Origin of the sequence: Rhodococcus sp. 5A-K4 (genome assembly GCF_046097995.1) — a bacterium.
GTDB classification, from domain to species: Bacteria; Actinomycetota; Actinomycetes; order Mycobacteriales; family Mycobacteriaceae; genus Rhodococcus_F; species Rhodococcus_F erythropolis.
Map to the genome: position 1 here is coordinate 50,717 of NZ_JBJURM010000020.1, position 14,833 is coordinate 65,549.

Annotated in this window: 8 protein-coding genes; 6 read left to right on the forward strand and 2 right to left on the reverse strand. The window is 64.6% G+C overall.

All coding sequences use genetic code 11. From position 1 onward, the window contains the following. Positions 1-9: 9 nt before the first annotated feature. The gene (locus ACKAMS_RS23540) at positions 10-708 is read right to left on the reverse strand and encodes an HAD family phosphatase (protein ID WP_003944849.1); all 699 of its coding nucleotides are present in this window, start codon (positions 706-708) and stop codon (positions 10-12) included. Beyond that, a complete protein-coding gene (gene metH / locus ACKAMS_RS23545; protein WP_020907816.1) occupies positions 701-4,270 on the reverse strand; it encodes a methionine synthase in 3,570 nt (1,189 codons plus the stop codon). Before metH ends, ACKAMS_RS23540 begins: the two co-directional genes overlap by 8 nt. Positions 4,271-4,438: 168 nt before the next feature. On the opposite strand from metH, the gene ACKAMS_RS23550 reads away from it, so the two are divergent. From ACKAMS_RS23550 to ACKAMS_RS23575, 6 genes are all read left to right on the forward strand, one after another. Then, positions 4,439-5,293 (forward strand): PAC2 family protein, encoded by an 855-nt coding sequence (locus tag ACKAMS_RS23550; protein ID WP_223257810.1) that lies wholly within the window; start codon positions 4,439-4,441, stop codon positions 5,291-5,293. Then, entirely contained in the window at positions 5,290-6,450 is a 1,161-nt protein-coding gene (locus ACKAMS_RS23555) for an MFS transporter (protein ID WP_020969675.1), read from the forward strand. The genes ACKAMS_RS23550 and ACKAMS_RS23555 overlap by 4 nt, the downstream gene beginning before the upstream one ends. Before the next feature lie 145 nt (positions 6,451-6,595). Next, entirely contained in the window at positions 6,596-7,681 is a 1,086-nt protein-coding gene (locus ACKAMS_RS23560; protein ID WP_047888145.1) for a hypothetical protein, read from the forward strand. A 33-nt stretch (positions 7,682-7,714) separates the two neighbouring features. Beyond that, positions 7,715-9,220 (forward strand): TIGR02677 family protein, encoded by a 1,506-nt coding sequence (locus tag ACKAMS_RS23565; RefSeq protein WP_408989608.1) that lies wholly within the window; start codon positions 7,715-7,717, stop codon positions 9,218-9,220. Beyond that, entirely contained in the window at positions 9,217-10,659 is a 1,443-nt protein-coding gene (locus tag ACKAMS_RS23570) for a TIGR02678 family protein (protein WP_408989609.1), read from the forward strand. The genes ACKAMS_RS23565 and ACKAMS_RS23570 overlap by 4 nt, the downstream gene beginning before the upstream one ends. Further along, positions 10,656-14,831 carry a TIGR02680 family protein gene (locus ACKAMS_RS23575; RefSeq protein ID WP_408989610.1) on the forward strand — a complete coding sequence of 1,392 codons (4,176 nt, stop codon included), beginning with the start codon at positions 10,656-10,658 and terminating at the stop codon, positions 14,829-14,831. Before ACKAMS_RS23570 ends, ACKAMS_RS23575 begins: the two co-directional genes overlap by 4 nt. Positions 14,832-14,833: the final 2 nt, after the last annotated feature.

Genomic DNA, 14,833 nt, shown 5'->3' on the forward strand with positions numbered 1-14,833 from the left:
AAATCCAGCCTAACGTGCCGCGCTCGAGTGAACGTCGTGAAGATCGTGAATGGACAAGTCCACCAGAGACTCTCGAAACACGCGTCCTGGACCCGCCGGGACATCGACCTCACACGGAACGACGAGCACCGCGCAACCCGCGGCGCTTGCCGACGCAGTACCGGTCGGCGAGTCTTCGATGGCGAGGCACTGCGCCGGTTCGAGTCCGAGCAGATGCGCTCCGCGCAGGTACGGATCCGCCGCCGGTTTTCCGTTGGGAACCTCGTCGCCGCACACCGAGTGGTCGAAGAATTCACGGCCGAGCATGCCGAGTGCCCGATCGACCAGTACTCGCTCGGTGTTGGTGACCAGTGCAGAACGCAGACCACCGTCACGCACGGTCGCCAGTGCATCGCGAGCACCCGGCCGCCAGGTCACGCCGTCCTCGAACAGATCGCCGACGCGGGTGTACATCCAGTCCTTCGCCTCGGCGACGGCATCGGGATGCTTCTCCAGGCCGAGCGCGTCGAACACCGTCGCCAGAGCGAAGGGGCTCGACGCACCGATGACGGCGATGCGTGTCGCTTCCGTCATCGGTCCGCCCAGGCGTAGGGACAACTCACGAAGCGCGATGTCCCACAGCTTCTCCGAATCGAGCAGGGTGCCGTCCATGTCCCACAGGACACCACCGAGGGTCGATTCGGATACCTCGGTCAACAACTCAGACATTGAAATACTTTGCTTCCGGGTGGTGCAGGACAAAAGCGTCCGTGGACTGCTCGGGATGCAGCTGCAGTTCTTCGGACAATTCGACGCCGATTCGCTCGGGTTCGAGCAACGCCACCAACTTGGCACGATCCTCGAGGTCCGGGCACGCGCCGTATCCGAACGAGTAACGAGCGCCGCGGTACTCGAGATCGAAGTAGCCGGCAACCTCGGTCGGGTCCTGCTCCGCGACGGTATGCCCCTCGGGGAGCACAAGCTCTTCACGAACGCGTCGATGCCAGTACTCGGCCAGAGATTCCGTGAGTTGGACGCCGATTCCATGAACCTCGAGGTAATCACGGTACGAGTTCGACGCGAACAACTCGTTGGCGAAGTCCGCGATCGGCTGACCCATCGTCACTAACTGGAACGGAAGAACGTCGACCTGACCGGTCGCTTCTGCTTCCTTACGCGAGCGCACGAAGTCAGCGATGCACAGGAAACGGTCGCGATGCTGACGCGGGTAGGTGAACCGGAACCGTTCAGGTGCATCCGGTTTCGGTTCGGTGAGCACGATGACGTCATCGCCCTCCGAGATCGCCGGGAAGTAGCCGTACACAACCGCGGCGTGCGCGAGAATGCCCTCGGACGTCAGCCGATCGAGCCAGTACCGGAGCCGCGGACGGCCTTCCGACTCGACCAGTTCCTCGTACGTCGGACCGTCGCCCTTGCGCTGACCGCGAAGGCCCCACTGGCCGAGGAAGAGAGCGCGCTCGTCGAGCAGCCCCGAGTACTCGGACAGAGAGATGCCCTTGACGATGCGCGAGCCCCAGAACGGCGGTGTCGGCACCGCAATGTCGGTAGCGACATCGGAACGCTCCGGCAGGACGACGGGAACCGCTGCAGCTTTACGCTTTTCGGCGATGCGCTTGGAACGCTCGTGACGAGCCTTACGCTCGGCAGCCTTCTCGCGAGCAGCGATGGCCTCCGGGCTGTCCGGCGCCGGGCCGCCGCCGCGCTTGGTCGTCATGATCTGGTCCATCAAGTTCAGACCCTCGAAAGCGTCGCGGGCATAGCTGACGTCGCCCTCGTACACCTCCTGCAGATCGTTCTCGACGTACGAACGCGTCAGCGCGGCACCACCCAGCAAAACCGGGAACTGTTCCGAGACACCGCGAGAGTTCAGTTCCTTGAGGTTGTCCTTCATGACCACTGTCGACTTCACGAGCAGTCCGGACATGCCGATGACATCGGCCTTGTGCTCGATCGCAGCATCGAGAATGGTCGCGATGGGCTGCTTGATGCCGAGGTTCACGACGTCGTAACCGTTGTTACTCAAGATGATGTCGACAAGGTTCTTGCCGATATCGTGGACGTCGCCCTTGACCGTCGCAATGACGAGGCGGCCCTTGCCGTCGTCGTCCGTCGCTTCCATGTGCGGCTCGAGGAACGCAACTGCTGCCTTCATGACCTCGGCGGACTGCAGAACGAACGGCAACTGCATCTGTCCGGAACCGAACAGTTCACCGACGGTCTTCATGCCCGAAAGCAGTGTCTCGTTGATGATTTCGATCGGGGACTTGACCGTCATCGCTTCGGTGAGATCGTCGTCGAGGCCGTTGCGCTCGCCGTCGACGATACGACGCTCGAGCCGGTCGAACAACGGAAGTCCGGCGAGTTCCTGCGCACGGGACTCGCGCGCCGACGCAGCCGAGACACCCTCGAACAGAGCCATCAGCTTCTGCAGCGGGTCGTAGCCCTCGCTACGACGGTCGTAGACCAGGTCGAGTGCGGTTTCACGCTGCTCGTCCGGAATTCGCGCCATCGGCAGAATCTTGGACGCGTGAACGATCGCCGTGTCCAGACCGGCCTCGGTGCACTCGTGCAGGAACACCGAGTTGAGGACCTGCCGTGCCGCCGGGTTCAAACCGAACGAAATGTTCGAGATACCCAGGGTGAAGTGCAGTTCCGGGTACGCAGCCTTGAGCTGACGGATCGCTTCGATGGTCTCGATGCCGTCGCGTCGCACCTCTTCCTGACCGGTGGAGATGGGGAAGGTCAAGGCGTCGACGATGATGTCGGACTCGGCGAGTCCCCAGTTTCCCTTGATGTCCTCGATCAGACGCTTGGCGATGGCGACCTTGGTCTCGGCTGTGCGAGCCTGGCCCTCTTCGTCGATGGTCAGGGCGACGACTGCCGCGCCGTGCTCCTTGACCAACGTCATGATCTTGTGAAAACGCGATTCGGGGCCGGCGCCGTCCTCGTAGTTGACGGAGTTGACAGCGCAGCGGCCACCGAGGTGTTCGAGACCGGCCTGCAACACGGCAGGCTCGGTGGAGTCGAGCATGATCGGCAGCGTCGAGGACGTCGCCAGACGGCTGGCCAGTTCCGACATGTCGGCGGCACCGTCGCGGCCCACGTAGTCGACGTTGAGGTCGAGCATGTGTGCGCCGTCGCGGGTCTGGTCCTTGGCGATGTCCAGGCACTTCTGGTAGTCCGCGGAGAGCATTGCCTCGCGGAAAGCCTTGGAGCCGTTGGAGTTCGTGCGTTCACCGATCATCAGGATGCTGGCGTCCTGCTCGAACGGCACCGCCGAGTACAGCGAAGAGGTACTCGGCTCGTGGATCGGGGTGCGCTGGGCCTTCTCGACCTGACGGACCGCGTCGGCGACCGCGCTGATGTGCTCGGGTGTCGTACCGCAGCAGCCGCCTACGAGGCCGAGTCCGAACTCGGAAACGAAACCACTGAGGGCTTCGGCCAATTCGTCGGCGGTCAGCGGGTACTCGGCGCCCTTGGGGCCGAGCTGCGGCAGACCGGCATTGGGCATGACCGACACCGGCAGCGTCGAGTACTTGGACAGGTGCCGGAGATGTTCGCTCATCTCGGCCGGCCCGGTGGCACAGTTCAGGCCGATCATGTCGATACCGAGTGGCTCGAGTGCCGTCAGCGCCGCACCGATCTCACTGCCCAGGAGCATCGTTCCAGTTGTCTCTACCGTCACGTGCGTGATGATCGGCAACCGCAGTCCGAGTTGCTCCATCGCGCGCTGACTGCCGAGAATGGCAGCCTTTACCTGAAGCAGGTCCTGGCAGGTTTCGACGAGGATGGCGTCGGCGCCACCGTCGATCATGCCGAGCGCAGCTTCGGTGTACGCGTCACGAAGGACTGCGTACGGTGCGTGTCCGAGGCTGGGGAGCTTGGTTCCCGGTCCCATCGAGCCGAGTACGAATCGGGCCATGCCGTCGCGGCCTGGTCCCATCTCGTCCGCTACTTCACGGGCGAGAGCAGTGCCTTTTTCCGCGAGTTCGCGGATCCGGTGAGAGATGTCGTAGTCGGCGAGGTTGGGCAGGTTGCAACCGAAGGTGTTGGTCTCGACGGCATCGGCACCAGCGGCGAAGTACGCACGGTGGATGTCTTTGAGCACGTCGGGACGGGTGTCGTTGAGGATCTCATTGCACCCCTCGAGGCCGAGGAAGTCGTCCAGGGTGAGGTCCGCGGCCTGCAACATGGTGCCCATCGCTCCGTCGCCGATGACAACGCGCTGTTTCAGCGCATCAAGCAGGGCAGAGTTAAATGGGGCAGACATGCCGTCCAGAGTAGTGGGCGCACCGACAAGCTCTGGCCGTAGGCTGGGTGGGTGAGTCCAAGTGAGTTCCCCGTCACTCCCGACGGCCCGGTCGATTTCGACGATTCCGCGGCCTTCGAGAGCCCTGACGGCTTTGCCGTCGACAGCAGCGACCGCCTCGAGGGCGACATCCCTGTCCTACGTGATCCCATCCTCGTTGCAGCTTTCGAGGGCTGGAACGACGCCGGTGACGCAGCCAGCGGTGCGGTCGAACATCTCGAGCTGATCTGGGATGCCCAGCCGCTCGCCGAACTCGATTCCGAGGACTACTACGACTACCAGGTCAACCGTCCCACGGTCCGTCAGGTCGACGGTGTCACTCGCGAAATCGTTTGGCCGGCAACACGTTTGTCGGTCTGTTCGCCTCCAGGCAGTGAGAGCGACATCGTCCTTCTTCGCGGGATCGAACCCAACATGCGGTGGCGTAGTTTCTGCGAGGATCTGCTCGAGTTGATCGACCAACTGAACGTCAAGACGGTGGTCATCCTCGGCGCCCTGCTCGCCGATACTCCGCACACCCGCCCGGTGCCGGTCACGGGCACGGCGTACAGCAGCGAATCCGCGGCACGATTCAACCTCGAACAGACCCGATACGAAGGCCCGACAGGCATCACCGGAGTTCTTCAGGACGAGTGCGTTCGTGCTGGTGTACCCGCTATTTCGTTCTGGGCAGCGGTTCCGCACTACGTCTCGCAGCCACCCAACCCGAAGGCCACAGTGGCCCTCCTTCAACGAGTCGAGGATGTTCTCGACATCGAGGTCCCCCTCGGTGAACTCCCAGCTCAGTCGGAGGATTGGGAGGAAGCGGTCAACGAAATGACTGCGGACGACGAGGAAATCGGCGAATACGTGCGCACCCTGGAAGAGCGGGGAGACGCCGAAACCGACATCAGCGAAGCAATCTCCAAGATCGACGGCGACGCCATCGCCGCGGAATTCGAGCGCTACCTCAGACGGCGAGGCCCCGGCAGCTTCGGACTGTGAGCAAGAACACTCCAGAAGAAGGTGGAAGTACACAGCGCCCACTGCGCCTCCGGCTTCAACTGATCGCGCTGTACGCCGGCGGGTTCCTCGGCCCGTTCGGCGGCGGCGTGGTTGCCTCGATCCTCCCCGAGATCGGTGACGATCTAGGGGTCGGCCCGTCGGCGGCCGCCTCCTCCCTCACCGCGTACCTGCTCCCCTTCGCCGCTCTGATGTTGGTGTCGGGGACGCTCGGGACGCGGTGGGGCAAGGTCCGGACGGTGCGGATCGCATACGGCGTCTACGTCTTCGCGTCGTTGGCATGCTTCCTCGCCCCGACACTCGAGATCTTCCTGGCCGCCCGGGTACTGCAGGGATCCGCGAACGCATTCACCACGCCGCTGCTGCTTGCTTCGTTGGCGGCCGCAACTCCGCAGGCTCGATTGGGTCGAGCCCTTGGCGCCTTCGGCGCATTCCAGGCTGCAGGGCAGTCGTCGGCTCCGTTGATCGGCGGACTGGCGGCCGAATTCGACTGGCGTCTGGCCTTTCTCGTCATCGCAGTGGTCGCGGGTATCCTGGGAGCCGTCGGACTCCCGAAGTCCGAAGCACCGGCAGCGACCACTCCCGCCCGTCTCCGCGATGCATTACGCCCCGAAGTGCTCCGCATCGGTATCGCTGCATTGCTCGGCTGGGGCGCCCTCGGTGGACTGAGCTTCCTGCTCGCCTTCCGCTTCGAAGACGAGTTCGGGCTGTCCCCCACCGTCCGCGGCCTACTGCTCACCGTCTTCGGCGTGGCCGGCATCCTCTCGGCCCGGCGCATCGGAATCCTCATCGATCGCATCGGCGCACGCTCCTCCGTGATGATCGGTGCACTGGGCGGAGCAGTTCTGGTCTCCGTCGTCGGCCTTGCCGGCTTGGTGCCGGTGATCGCGATCGCATGGTTTGTCGCAGGCGTCGCGAGCCAGTTCGTCCTTGTCGGCGTCAACGCGGCGGTGCTCGGATCCGCGGGGCCCAATCGCGGCGGCGCCGTGTCCGTCGTCCAAGCGATGCGCTTCGGCGGCGCCGCTCTTGCTCCCCTGGCCCTGACACCGATCTACGACTCTTCGCCTGCCGCGAGCTTCCTGATCCCCGCACTACTGCTCGCCGTCGTCGCGCCCCTGATCATGCCGAAGCAACGCTGATCGGTCTCGGCAATTTGGAATTGAAGTTGTGTAGGTAGTGAGTTTGTCGGCGAAAGCGACCACCGTTGTCGCGAGGCTGACAGGGCGAACATTATTCGGAAAATCTTGTGTTTCCGTCGTCGACAGATATTGATACCATTGGAACATGAGCGAATCTGAGTCGGAACCGGAACGGCCGATCGACATTTTTCGGCGATCGGTTGCCGTCATCGAAGAAAATTTGCCTCCTACCTGGTCTTTGTCGACGCAGCGCTCCCCCGACCTGTCCGAGGCGCCACTTCGACTCGACCTCCGCTCCCCTGACGGCGCGGTGGCCAAATTCGGCGTCTACGCCGCTCACGGTGTCCTGAGCAGCGACGTTCCCGGTATCGCCGATCGCTTCCCCACCGGTCAACCCGGCTTCGTGTGCGCAAAATATCTGTCCGAGCCGGTCCGCCGGCAGCTCGATTCCCACGCGATCTCGTACGCAGACGCCACGGGCAATGTGTCGTTGACCGCTGATCGACCCGCCGTCTGGGTGCGTGGACGCGGAGCCGACGCCGATCCGTGGCGGGGGCCCGGACGTCCTTCCGGACAACTGACGGGCGATCCGTCAGCTCGGGTCGTGCGTGCACTTGCCGATTTCGCGGCGCCACTGGCGATCACTGCCTTGGTGCGCCTGGCCGGTGCGTCGACGGGAGCAACCTATCGGGTGGTTCAGACACTGTCGGATCGTGAACTGGTGACCAGGCTCCCCCGCGGCGGGATCGGTGACGTCCGCTGGCCGAAGATGCTTCGTGAATGGGCGGCCGAAGCCGGCGCCAAAGCGCCGACGCCTCACGGCTTTCACGCGCCGGACGGGTTGGAAGCACTATTCGATCAACTGCGTCAGCTCAGCGGTCACATCTACGCCGGTACCGCATCGATAGCGGCGGCACCCTTTGCTCGGTACGCGCCCACTCGACGTGCCCACTTCCATGCCGACAACGTCGATCAGTTCGCCGACGCTCTCGGACTACGGCGTGTGGAATCCGGCGGTGACGTGTGGATCACCGCTCCCCTCTCACCGTCTGCCTTCGACCGATTGCTCACCCGCGACGGCATCCGCATCGTCGCCCCCAGCCAAGCGTTCGCCGATCTGCTGGTCGGCCCGGACTCCGACGAGGCGGCGGCCGAGCACCTGCTCACATGGATGATCGAGAACGAATCGCAGTGGCGACGCGCCGCATCCCCTGCTACGGATCGCCCGTAGGAAAAAGAGGGGGCGTCTCTCGCCTACCCTGTCATGGTGGAAGAAACGAGTGCGCCCGATTACGCCGCGTACGCCGACACCAATCGACTGAAGCTGTTTTCGTTCACGATCGCGGAAAAACGGGCCGAGTACCTCTGGGTACTTCGTGCCTTCGACCATGCTCGCGCCAACTACACCGTCCTGCTGCATGCCGGAGCCGTCGCGCAAATCCTCGAGAAGATCGGTGAATCAGATCCGGCGGCCGATCTGTCGGCAGCAGAGGTCACTCCCCTGTTGGATCAGCTCCATGTGTGGGAGATCCTCGAGCGCAGCTACGACGGCACCCGCGCGGCCACGCTGGCCGAGTACCGCAATCGCCACTTCGTCTACCAGTTCGGTCAGGCCGGATACCAGGTCTATCGATCAGTCGAAGACGTTCTCGCCGCACGCCTGGACTCGGCCTCGCTCTCGCGCCTCGCTCTGCCGGACCTGCTCGCAGACATGTCCGAACTCGCCGAGGCCAACCGAAGCTCCGACGGCGACCTGATCTTCCGCAAGCTCAAGCGCCTCGACTCGACGCTCTCCGACATGGCCGATCGAGCCGCGCACTTCTATCTGACCCTCGGCGACCTCGTACGGACCACGGAGATCACTCCGCAGGCTTTCCTCACGCACAAGGACGCTCTGCTCACGCACATGCGGGAGTTCAGCTCCGATCTGGCGCGCTACGCCCCCAAGCTCAAGGAAGCGATCGAGCACGTCGAATCCACCGGGGTCGATCGCATGATCCGCCTCGCCGCCGCCAGTGACGAACGGGTGTTCGTCCCGATCACCGAACGCGAAGACGACTGGGCTGCGCGTTGGCGAGGATTGACCGCCTGGTTCGTCTCCGCGGAATCGGGGATCAGCGAGTCCGAGCGTCTACGTGAGGGCACGATGAGCGCGATCGCCGCGGTTCTGGCGCTCCTTCGCCGCGTCACGGAAACCCGTCGCGGCGGCGTCAGCCGCGAGAGCCAGCTCCGGCACCTCGCCGGCTGGTTCGCCGCCACGCCGTCCGAAGACGCAGCTCATGCTCTGTTCCAGGCAGTGTTCGACCTCGGCCGTCCACGCCACCTCTCGATGGTGCATCCGGACGCCGACATCATTTCTCACTCACGTTCGTGGTGGGAGGCACCGCCGGTCGAGATCGCGCGAACACTCGCCGAAACCGGCCGCCCGCCCTCACCAGGATTGCCGAGCAAGGTCGCCCGCAACGACGGCAGCATCCGCCGCCTACGCGAAGAGCAGTTGGCAGCGCAACGTACGCGCAGCGCCGCGGCGCAATCACTCGCGTCCAACGGCGTCTATCAGCGTGAACTCAACGAGCAGGAGACCGAAGTTTTGCTGAGTCTGCTCAATGCAGCACTGACCGCGCGCGTTCCGGTGGTGGGACGCGTCAAGAGCTCCACCGGTAGTGAGAACGGGGTGAAGCTGACGCTCAGTCCCTCGGACGGTTCGACCACCATCAAGACCGCCCGCGGGCGTATGCACCTCGACGGCATCGAGGTCAGTGTTCGATGAGAGCTCGCGAGATCACGCCCCTTGCCCTCGACTCGTATCAACGCGCGGCGCGAGTGATCCTGTCCAACCACCTGATCACCTCGACGTACCCGGATCGAATTGCGTTGCCGCTCTTGCGCCGTTGGGCCACCGAGCTGCGTGACGACCTACTCGAACTGTTCGGCTACCGCCTCGAGGTGACGGAGACCGCCGCGCGCCTGTTCACGGTGTCGGATCGACTCAACCCGTCGGCACCGGCCCGAACTGCCTCCGAGCGAACCTTCGATCGCACGCGTTACGCCTACCTGGCACTGTGCCTGGCCGCGTTGGGCCGCGCCGGGAACCAGATCACGTTGTCGGAGTTGGCCGATCACGTCGCGGCCGACGCTGCACAAGTCGACGGCGTCGAACTCTCCACCGATCGTGCGTCGGACCGCGACGCCTTCGTCGACGCAGTGGGCTGGCTCGGCGTCAGAGGCGCCATCGCACTCGCCGACGGTGACGCAAACGGCTGGGCGTCCAATCCCGAAGCGGGAGAAGCGCTCTACGACATCGACCGTTCCGTCGTCGTAGCCCTGTTCCGTCCGCCGCGCGCACTGCAGCACCTGCACTCCATCCGCGGACTCCTGGCCACGGAGACCTCGAGCGCTGCCGAGGACGACGGAATTCCTGTGGACGCGAAAGAGATCGGACGCCGAGTGCGTCGGGCTCTGGTCGAGCGGCCGGTCGTACTGGCGGGTGAACTCGATCAGCACGAATTGATCGCCTTGGCGCAGCCCAAGACCGCGTCGGAAGTCGAACTACTGACGGGGTTGGTGGCCGAGCGTCGCGCCGAGGGAATCGCGATGATCGATCCCACCGGTCGCCTCTCCGACGTCCGCTTCCCGAGCACCGGAACGATCGCCCAGGTAGCGCTACTCCTCGCCGGCGAGATTGCCGACCGCGTACTCGACGTCGACGCGACGGAGCTGCCGAAACTTCCGATCCCGCACGTGTCGGACGATCACCTGATCGAACAACTCGATGCCGCCATCCCCGAGGCCGGGATCTTCGAGGACCTCGCCGACGAGGACGACGATTTCGTGCTGCCCGCCGGCGAACCGGCCGAGCCCCCGGAACCCGTCACGTACCCGATGATCGGCGACGACTGGCTCGCCGACAAGGTCACCGAGTTGGTGGACCAGTTCGGTCGCACGTTTGCAGCGCAATGGCAGGCCGATCACAACGGGCTGCGCAAGCAGGCGCTCGGGTTGCTGCAACGTCTGCGCCTGACGCATGCGGTCGACGGCGGCGTACTGGTGTTGCCCGTCCTTGCCCGGTACCGCGACGTCGTGGTCTCCGTACGCGAACGCGATCCTCAGATCGACTTCGCGGTAGACAACTCCGCACCGGATCCGGTCGACGAATTCGGCCCCGAATCTTCCACCAACGGCGAACTATCAGAGGTAGAGAACGTATGAGCAACGCCCGCTTCCGACCTACTCGGGCTGGAATCATCAACCTCTGGGATTACCGAGACCAGGAGTTCTCGTTCGCCGACGGTCGACTGGTCCTACGAGGGCCAAACGGATCCGGTAAGACCAAGGCCCTCGAGGTCTTGTTCCCGTTCGTTTTCGACGGCCGCATCGAACCGCGGCGCCTCAACCCCTTCGCCGGTGAAGAGCGCACGATGAAGTCCAACCTGCTCTACCGGGGCCAGGACAGCGCGCACTCCTACGTGTGGATGGAGTTCTGCCGCGGCTCCCTCGAAGATCCCGAGTCGGTGACCGTGGGCATCGGCATGCGGGCAACCCGCACCAACGACAAGGTCACCCGCTGGTACTTCGTCGCCGACGGCCGCGTCGGAGTCGACTTCTCGCTGATCGGCAACGACGATCGTCCTCTCACCAAGAAGCAGTTGGCCGAACAACTCGGCAGCGATTCCATCACCGACCGTCCCCTCGACTACCGCACCGCGATCGACGCGCGAATGTTCGGTCTCGGAGTGCAGCGCTACGACCAGCTGATCAATCTCATTCTCACGCTTCGCCGTCCCCAGCTCGCGAAGAACCTTGATCCGAAGGGCCTTTCGCAAGCGCTCACCGACGGCCTCCGTCCACTCGACGACCAACTCGTCCTCGAAGCTGCGCGTTCGTTCAGCGATATGGAAGAGGTCGGCCGCGCGCTCGAGGGGCTCGCAGCCGCCGATCAGGCAGCGCAGAGTTTCATCGGCGTCTACACCAAGTACCTGCGTCAGCAGTCGCGCGGAGAGATCGAACAGGTCAGCACCCGCCTCGCAGCGGTCACCAGAGGCGTTGCCGCCATGGACGAGTCGTCGCTAGCCCAGACCCGCAGCCGTGAAGCCCGGGCAGCAGCCGAGGAGCGCTTCAACCAGGCCGAGCAGGCACTCGAGAACGCGCGCGCCAATGTCGAGGCGTTGCAACGCTCGAGCGCCTACGAAGGCAAACAGCAGCTCGACGATCTCGCCCAGGCCGTCTCGACGCTCAAGCTCTCGACCGAGCAACAGGCAGACAAGTCGAGGAAGGCGCAGGCTGCACTCGCGCAGCGCGGCGACGAAGCCGACAAGGCTGCATCGTCGGTCAAGCGTGCAGCCGAGGCACTCTCACGTGCCGAGGACGAACTGCAGGCAGCCGCCGAGGACGCCGGCATCGTCTGGACTCCCCTGCCCGACGGCTCACGCAGCGACCAGATCACCGCAGCAGTGCGTGGCCATGCCGAGGAGCGTGACGGCGACGTACGCGTCGTCCGCACTGCGCTCGCGACCGTCGAGAAGGCCGCTACCGAACGAACCCGGGCCGAAAACAGCTCGCGCCGTGGACAAGAGCTGCTCGAAGCGTCCAAGGCCGCTGTGCTCGAGGGCGAAGCTGCCGTGGAACTCGCACGCAGTCAGTGCGCCAGTGGGCTGCGCGCGTGGTGGACCGATCACTCCTCCCTGTTTTCGGCTGTCGGCGCGGACACGTCGCTGTTCGAGGCTCTCGACGCGGCGCTCGCCGAGGTCGGCGACGAGGACGCTCCGGCGCTGTCCGCAGTTCTCACCGAGCACACCGAGGCAGGCACCGAGACGCTGCGCGAGCGACGTCGTGAGGCCGAAGCTGAAATATCTGCATCACACGCCTCCATCGCAGCTCTGAAATCCGAGCGCAAGGCCGTCTCGGCGGAACACGACGACGCTCCGCCGGCCTTCCACGCACGCACCGACAACCGCAGCGATCTGGGTGGGGCACCGCTGTGGCAGCTGGTGCGCTTCGCCGATTCCGTCGAACCAGACGTGGCCACGGGAATCGAATCCGCACTCCAGGCGGCAAATCTGCTGGACGGCTGGGTCTGCCCCGACGAAACGATTCCCGATCACGTCAGTGAGCAGTTCCTGACCGCTCTGCCGGTCAAGCAGCGCCCGAAGGGACGAACGCTGGCCGACGTCCTCGAGGTCGAAGGCAATGCCGACGTACCCGACGCTCGGGTACAGGACATTCTCGCGTCGATCAGTCTCGTCGAGGCACCGGGCGACTCCGATGCCAGCGTCGCGATCAGCGTCGACGGGCGCTTCTGGCAGGGCGTCGCGCGTGGCCGGCACGTCAAGGCCGACGCCGAGTACATCGGCACGACAGCGCGGGCGCGTCGACGCGAAGCTCGGATCACCGAGATCGACGCGGCTCTGGAAGAACTTGCCGCGGCAGTCGATGCAGCCAAGGCACTGGTGACGCAGACCAACGAGCAGCTGAGCCGAATCAACTCTGCGGCAAAGGAATTGCCGAAGACAGGGTCGATCCTCCGCGCACTCAAAACTGTCACCGAATCCGCCGGTGCACTCCGCACTCGCTCGGAGGCCACGGAAACGGCACAACGCGAACTCGATGCGGCGATCGCCGATCTCGCGGCGAAGGAAAAGCAACTCCGGGCGACGGCGTCGCAGCACCGGACCCCGCATATCGGCCGTGAACTCGACTCCCTCGCGGCGGCGATCCGTCATTTCGAGAAGCAGGGCGAACTGGCGCTGCGCTGCCGACGCGAACATGCCAAGGAAGTCGAACTCGAACGCGAGTCTCGCGACCGTCTCGACGAATCACGCGCCAATGCGGAGGAATTCGCCGAGGAAGCCGCCATCGCCGAGGAGAGTCTGCTTCAGCAGGTCCAGCGCCTCGAGACACTGCGCGACACCCTCGGGGCCAGCGCCGAGCAGATCGACCTCGACCTGGCAAAAGCCCGCGCGAAGATCGAAGAATGCAAGGTCGAACAGCGTGCTGCGCGAAAGGCGTACGACGCCGCCGTCCTCCAGATCGGCACGGCAGAGGGTGCGTACAACACCGCCGTCGAGACGTTGCGTCACACCCTGACCGAAACCCGCAGTGATGCAGAGCGACTCGCACCCTATGCTCGCCCGGACCTTCTCGAGTTGTTGGGCGTCAAGGAACATCTGAGCTGGCCGGCAAGTTCAGCGGCGTGGATGAGCCCCGATCAGTTGGTCTACCGCATCCAGAACGAAGACCGCAGCGAGGACGCGGCCCACCCGCCCGTCCTCCCCGAAGACGTCGACAAGTTGTACCGAGCGCTCGAGGCTGCGACCTCGGCGGTACGCGTCACCGACGGAGCCCGCAAGGCAACCCGCACGGCACTGACCTCGGCGTTGCAGGACTTCGACGCCCAACTCGCAGCGGCCGGACAGGACTACCGCCTGCAGTGGGATGCACCGGACGGACTGACCGTCGTACGAGTGCAGGACGATCAGGGCTATTCGTCGATCGGTGAATTCGCAACGCGGATCCACGATGCTCGTGGCGATCAGGAGCAGTTGCTCACCGAATCCGAGCGTCGCATTCTCGAAGATGCCCTGCTGACCGGATTGGCTCAGCAGATCCACGAGCGCACGGTCGATGCACGCGTGTTGATCGCACAGATGGGCACGGAGATGCGTGAGCGTCGGATGTCCTCGGGCAACACCATCGGCGTTCACTGGGTGCTCGCCGACAACCTCGACGACAGCTCGCGGGCGATCTCCAAGCTGCTGGATCGAGATGCGTCGGCCCTCGGCGTCGATGAACTCGCTACTCTGCGAGCTCATTTCGCGACCCAGATCCGTACCGCCCGCGCGGCGCACCCCGAACGCTCGTACCCGGAAATCCTGTCCTCGGCGCTCGACTACAGGCAGTGGCGCGTGTTCTCGTTCACCCTCATCAGCGGTGAGGGCAAGGAAGACCGCCTTACCGTCGCGCGGCACAGCGCGCTGTCCGGTGGCGAGCAGTCGGTTTCGCTGCACCTTCCTTTGTTCGCCGCGGCGCACGTCATGCTGGACTCGGCCGACCCGCACGCCCCGCGTCTGCTGGCACTGGACGAGGCCTTCGCCGGTGTCGACGACAACGGTCGCAGCGAGCTGCTCGGCTTGAGCGTTCAGTTCGACCTGGATCTCTTCATGACCGGCTACGACCTGTGGATCACGTACGCAGACGTCCCCGGCTGTGCGCACTACGACCTCGCGCACTCCACGGCCGAACAAGCGGTCAGCGCCGCGCTGCTGGTGTGGTCGAACGGTGAGCTGCTCGCCGAGCACGACGGAACGGATCTGGCGCGGGCATTGGGCTCGCCGCTACGGCGCCGGGTGCCGACACCAGCCGAAGGTGCGTTGGACTACGCCTAGAA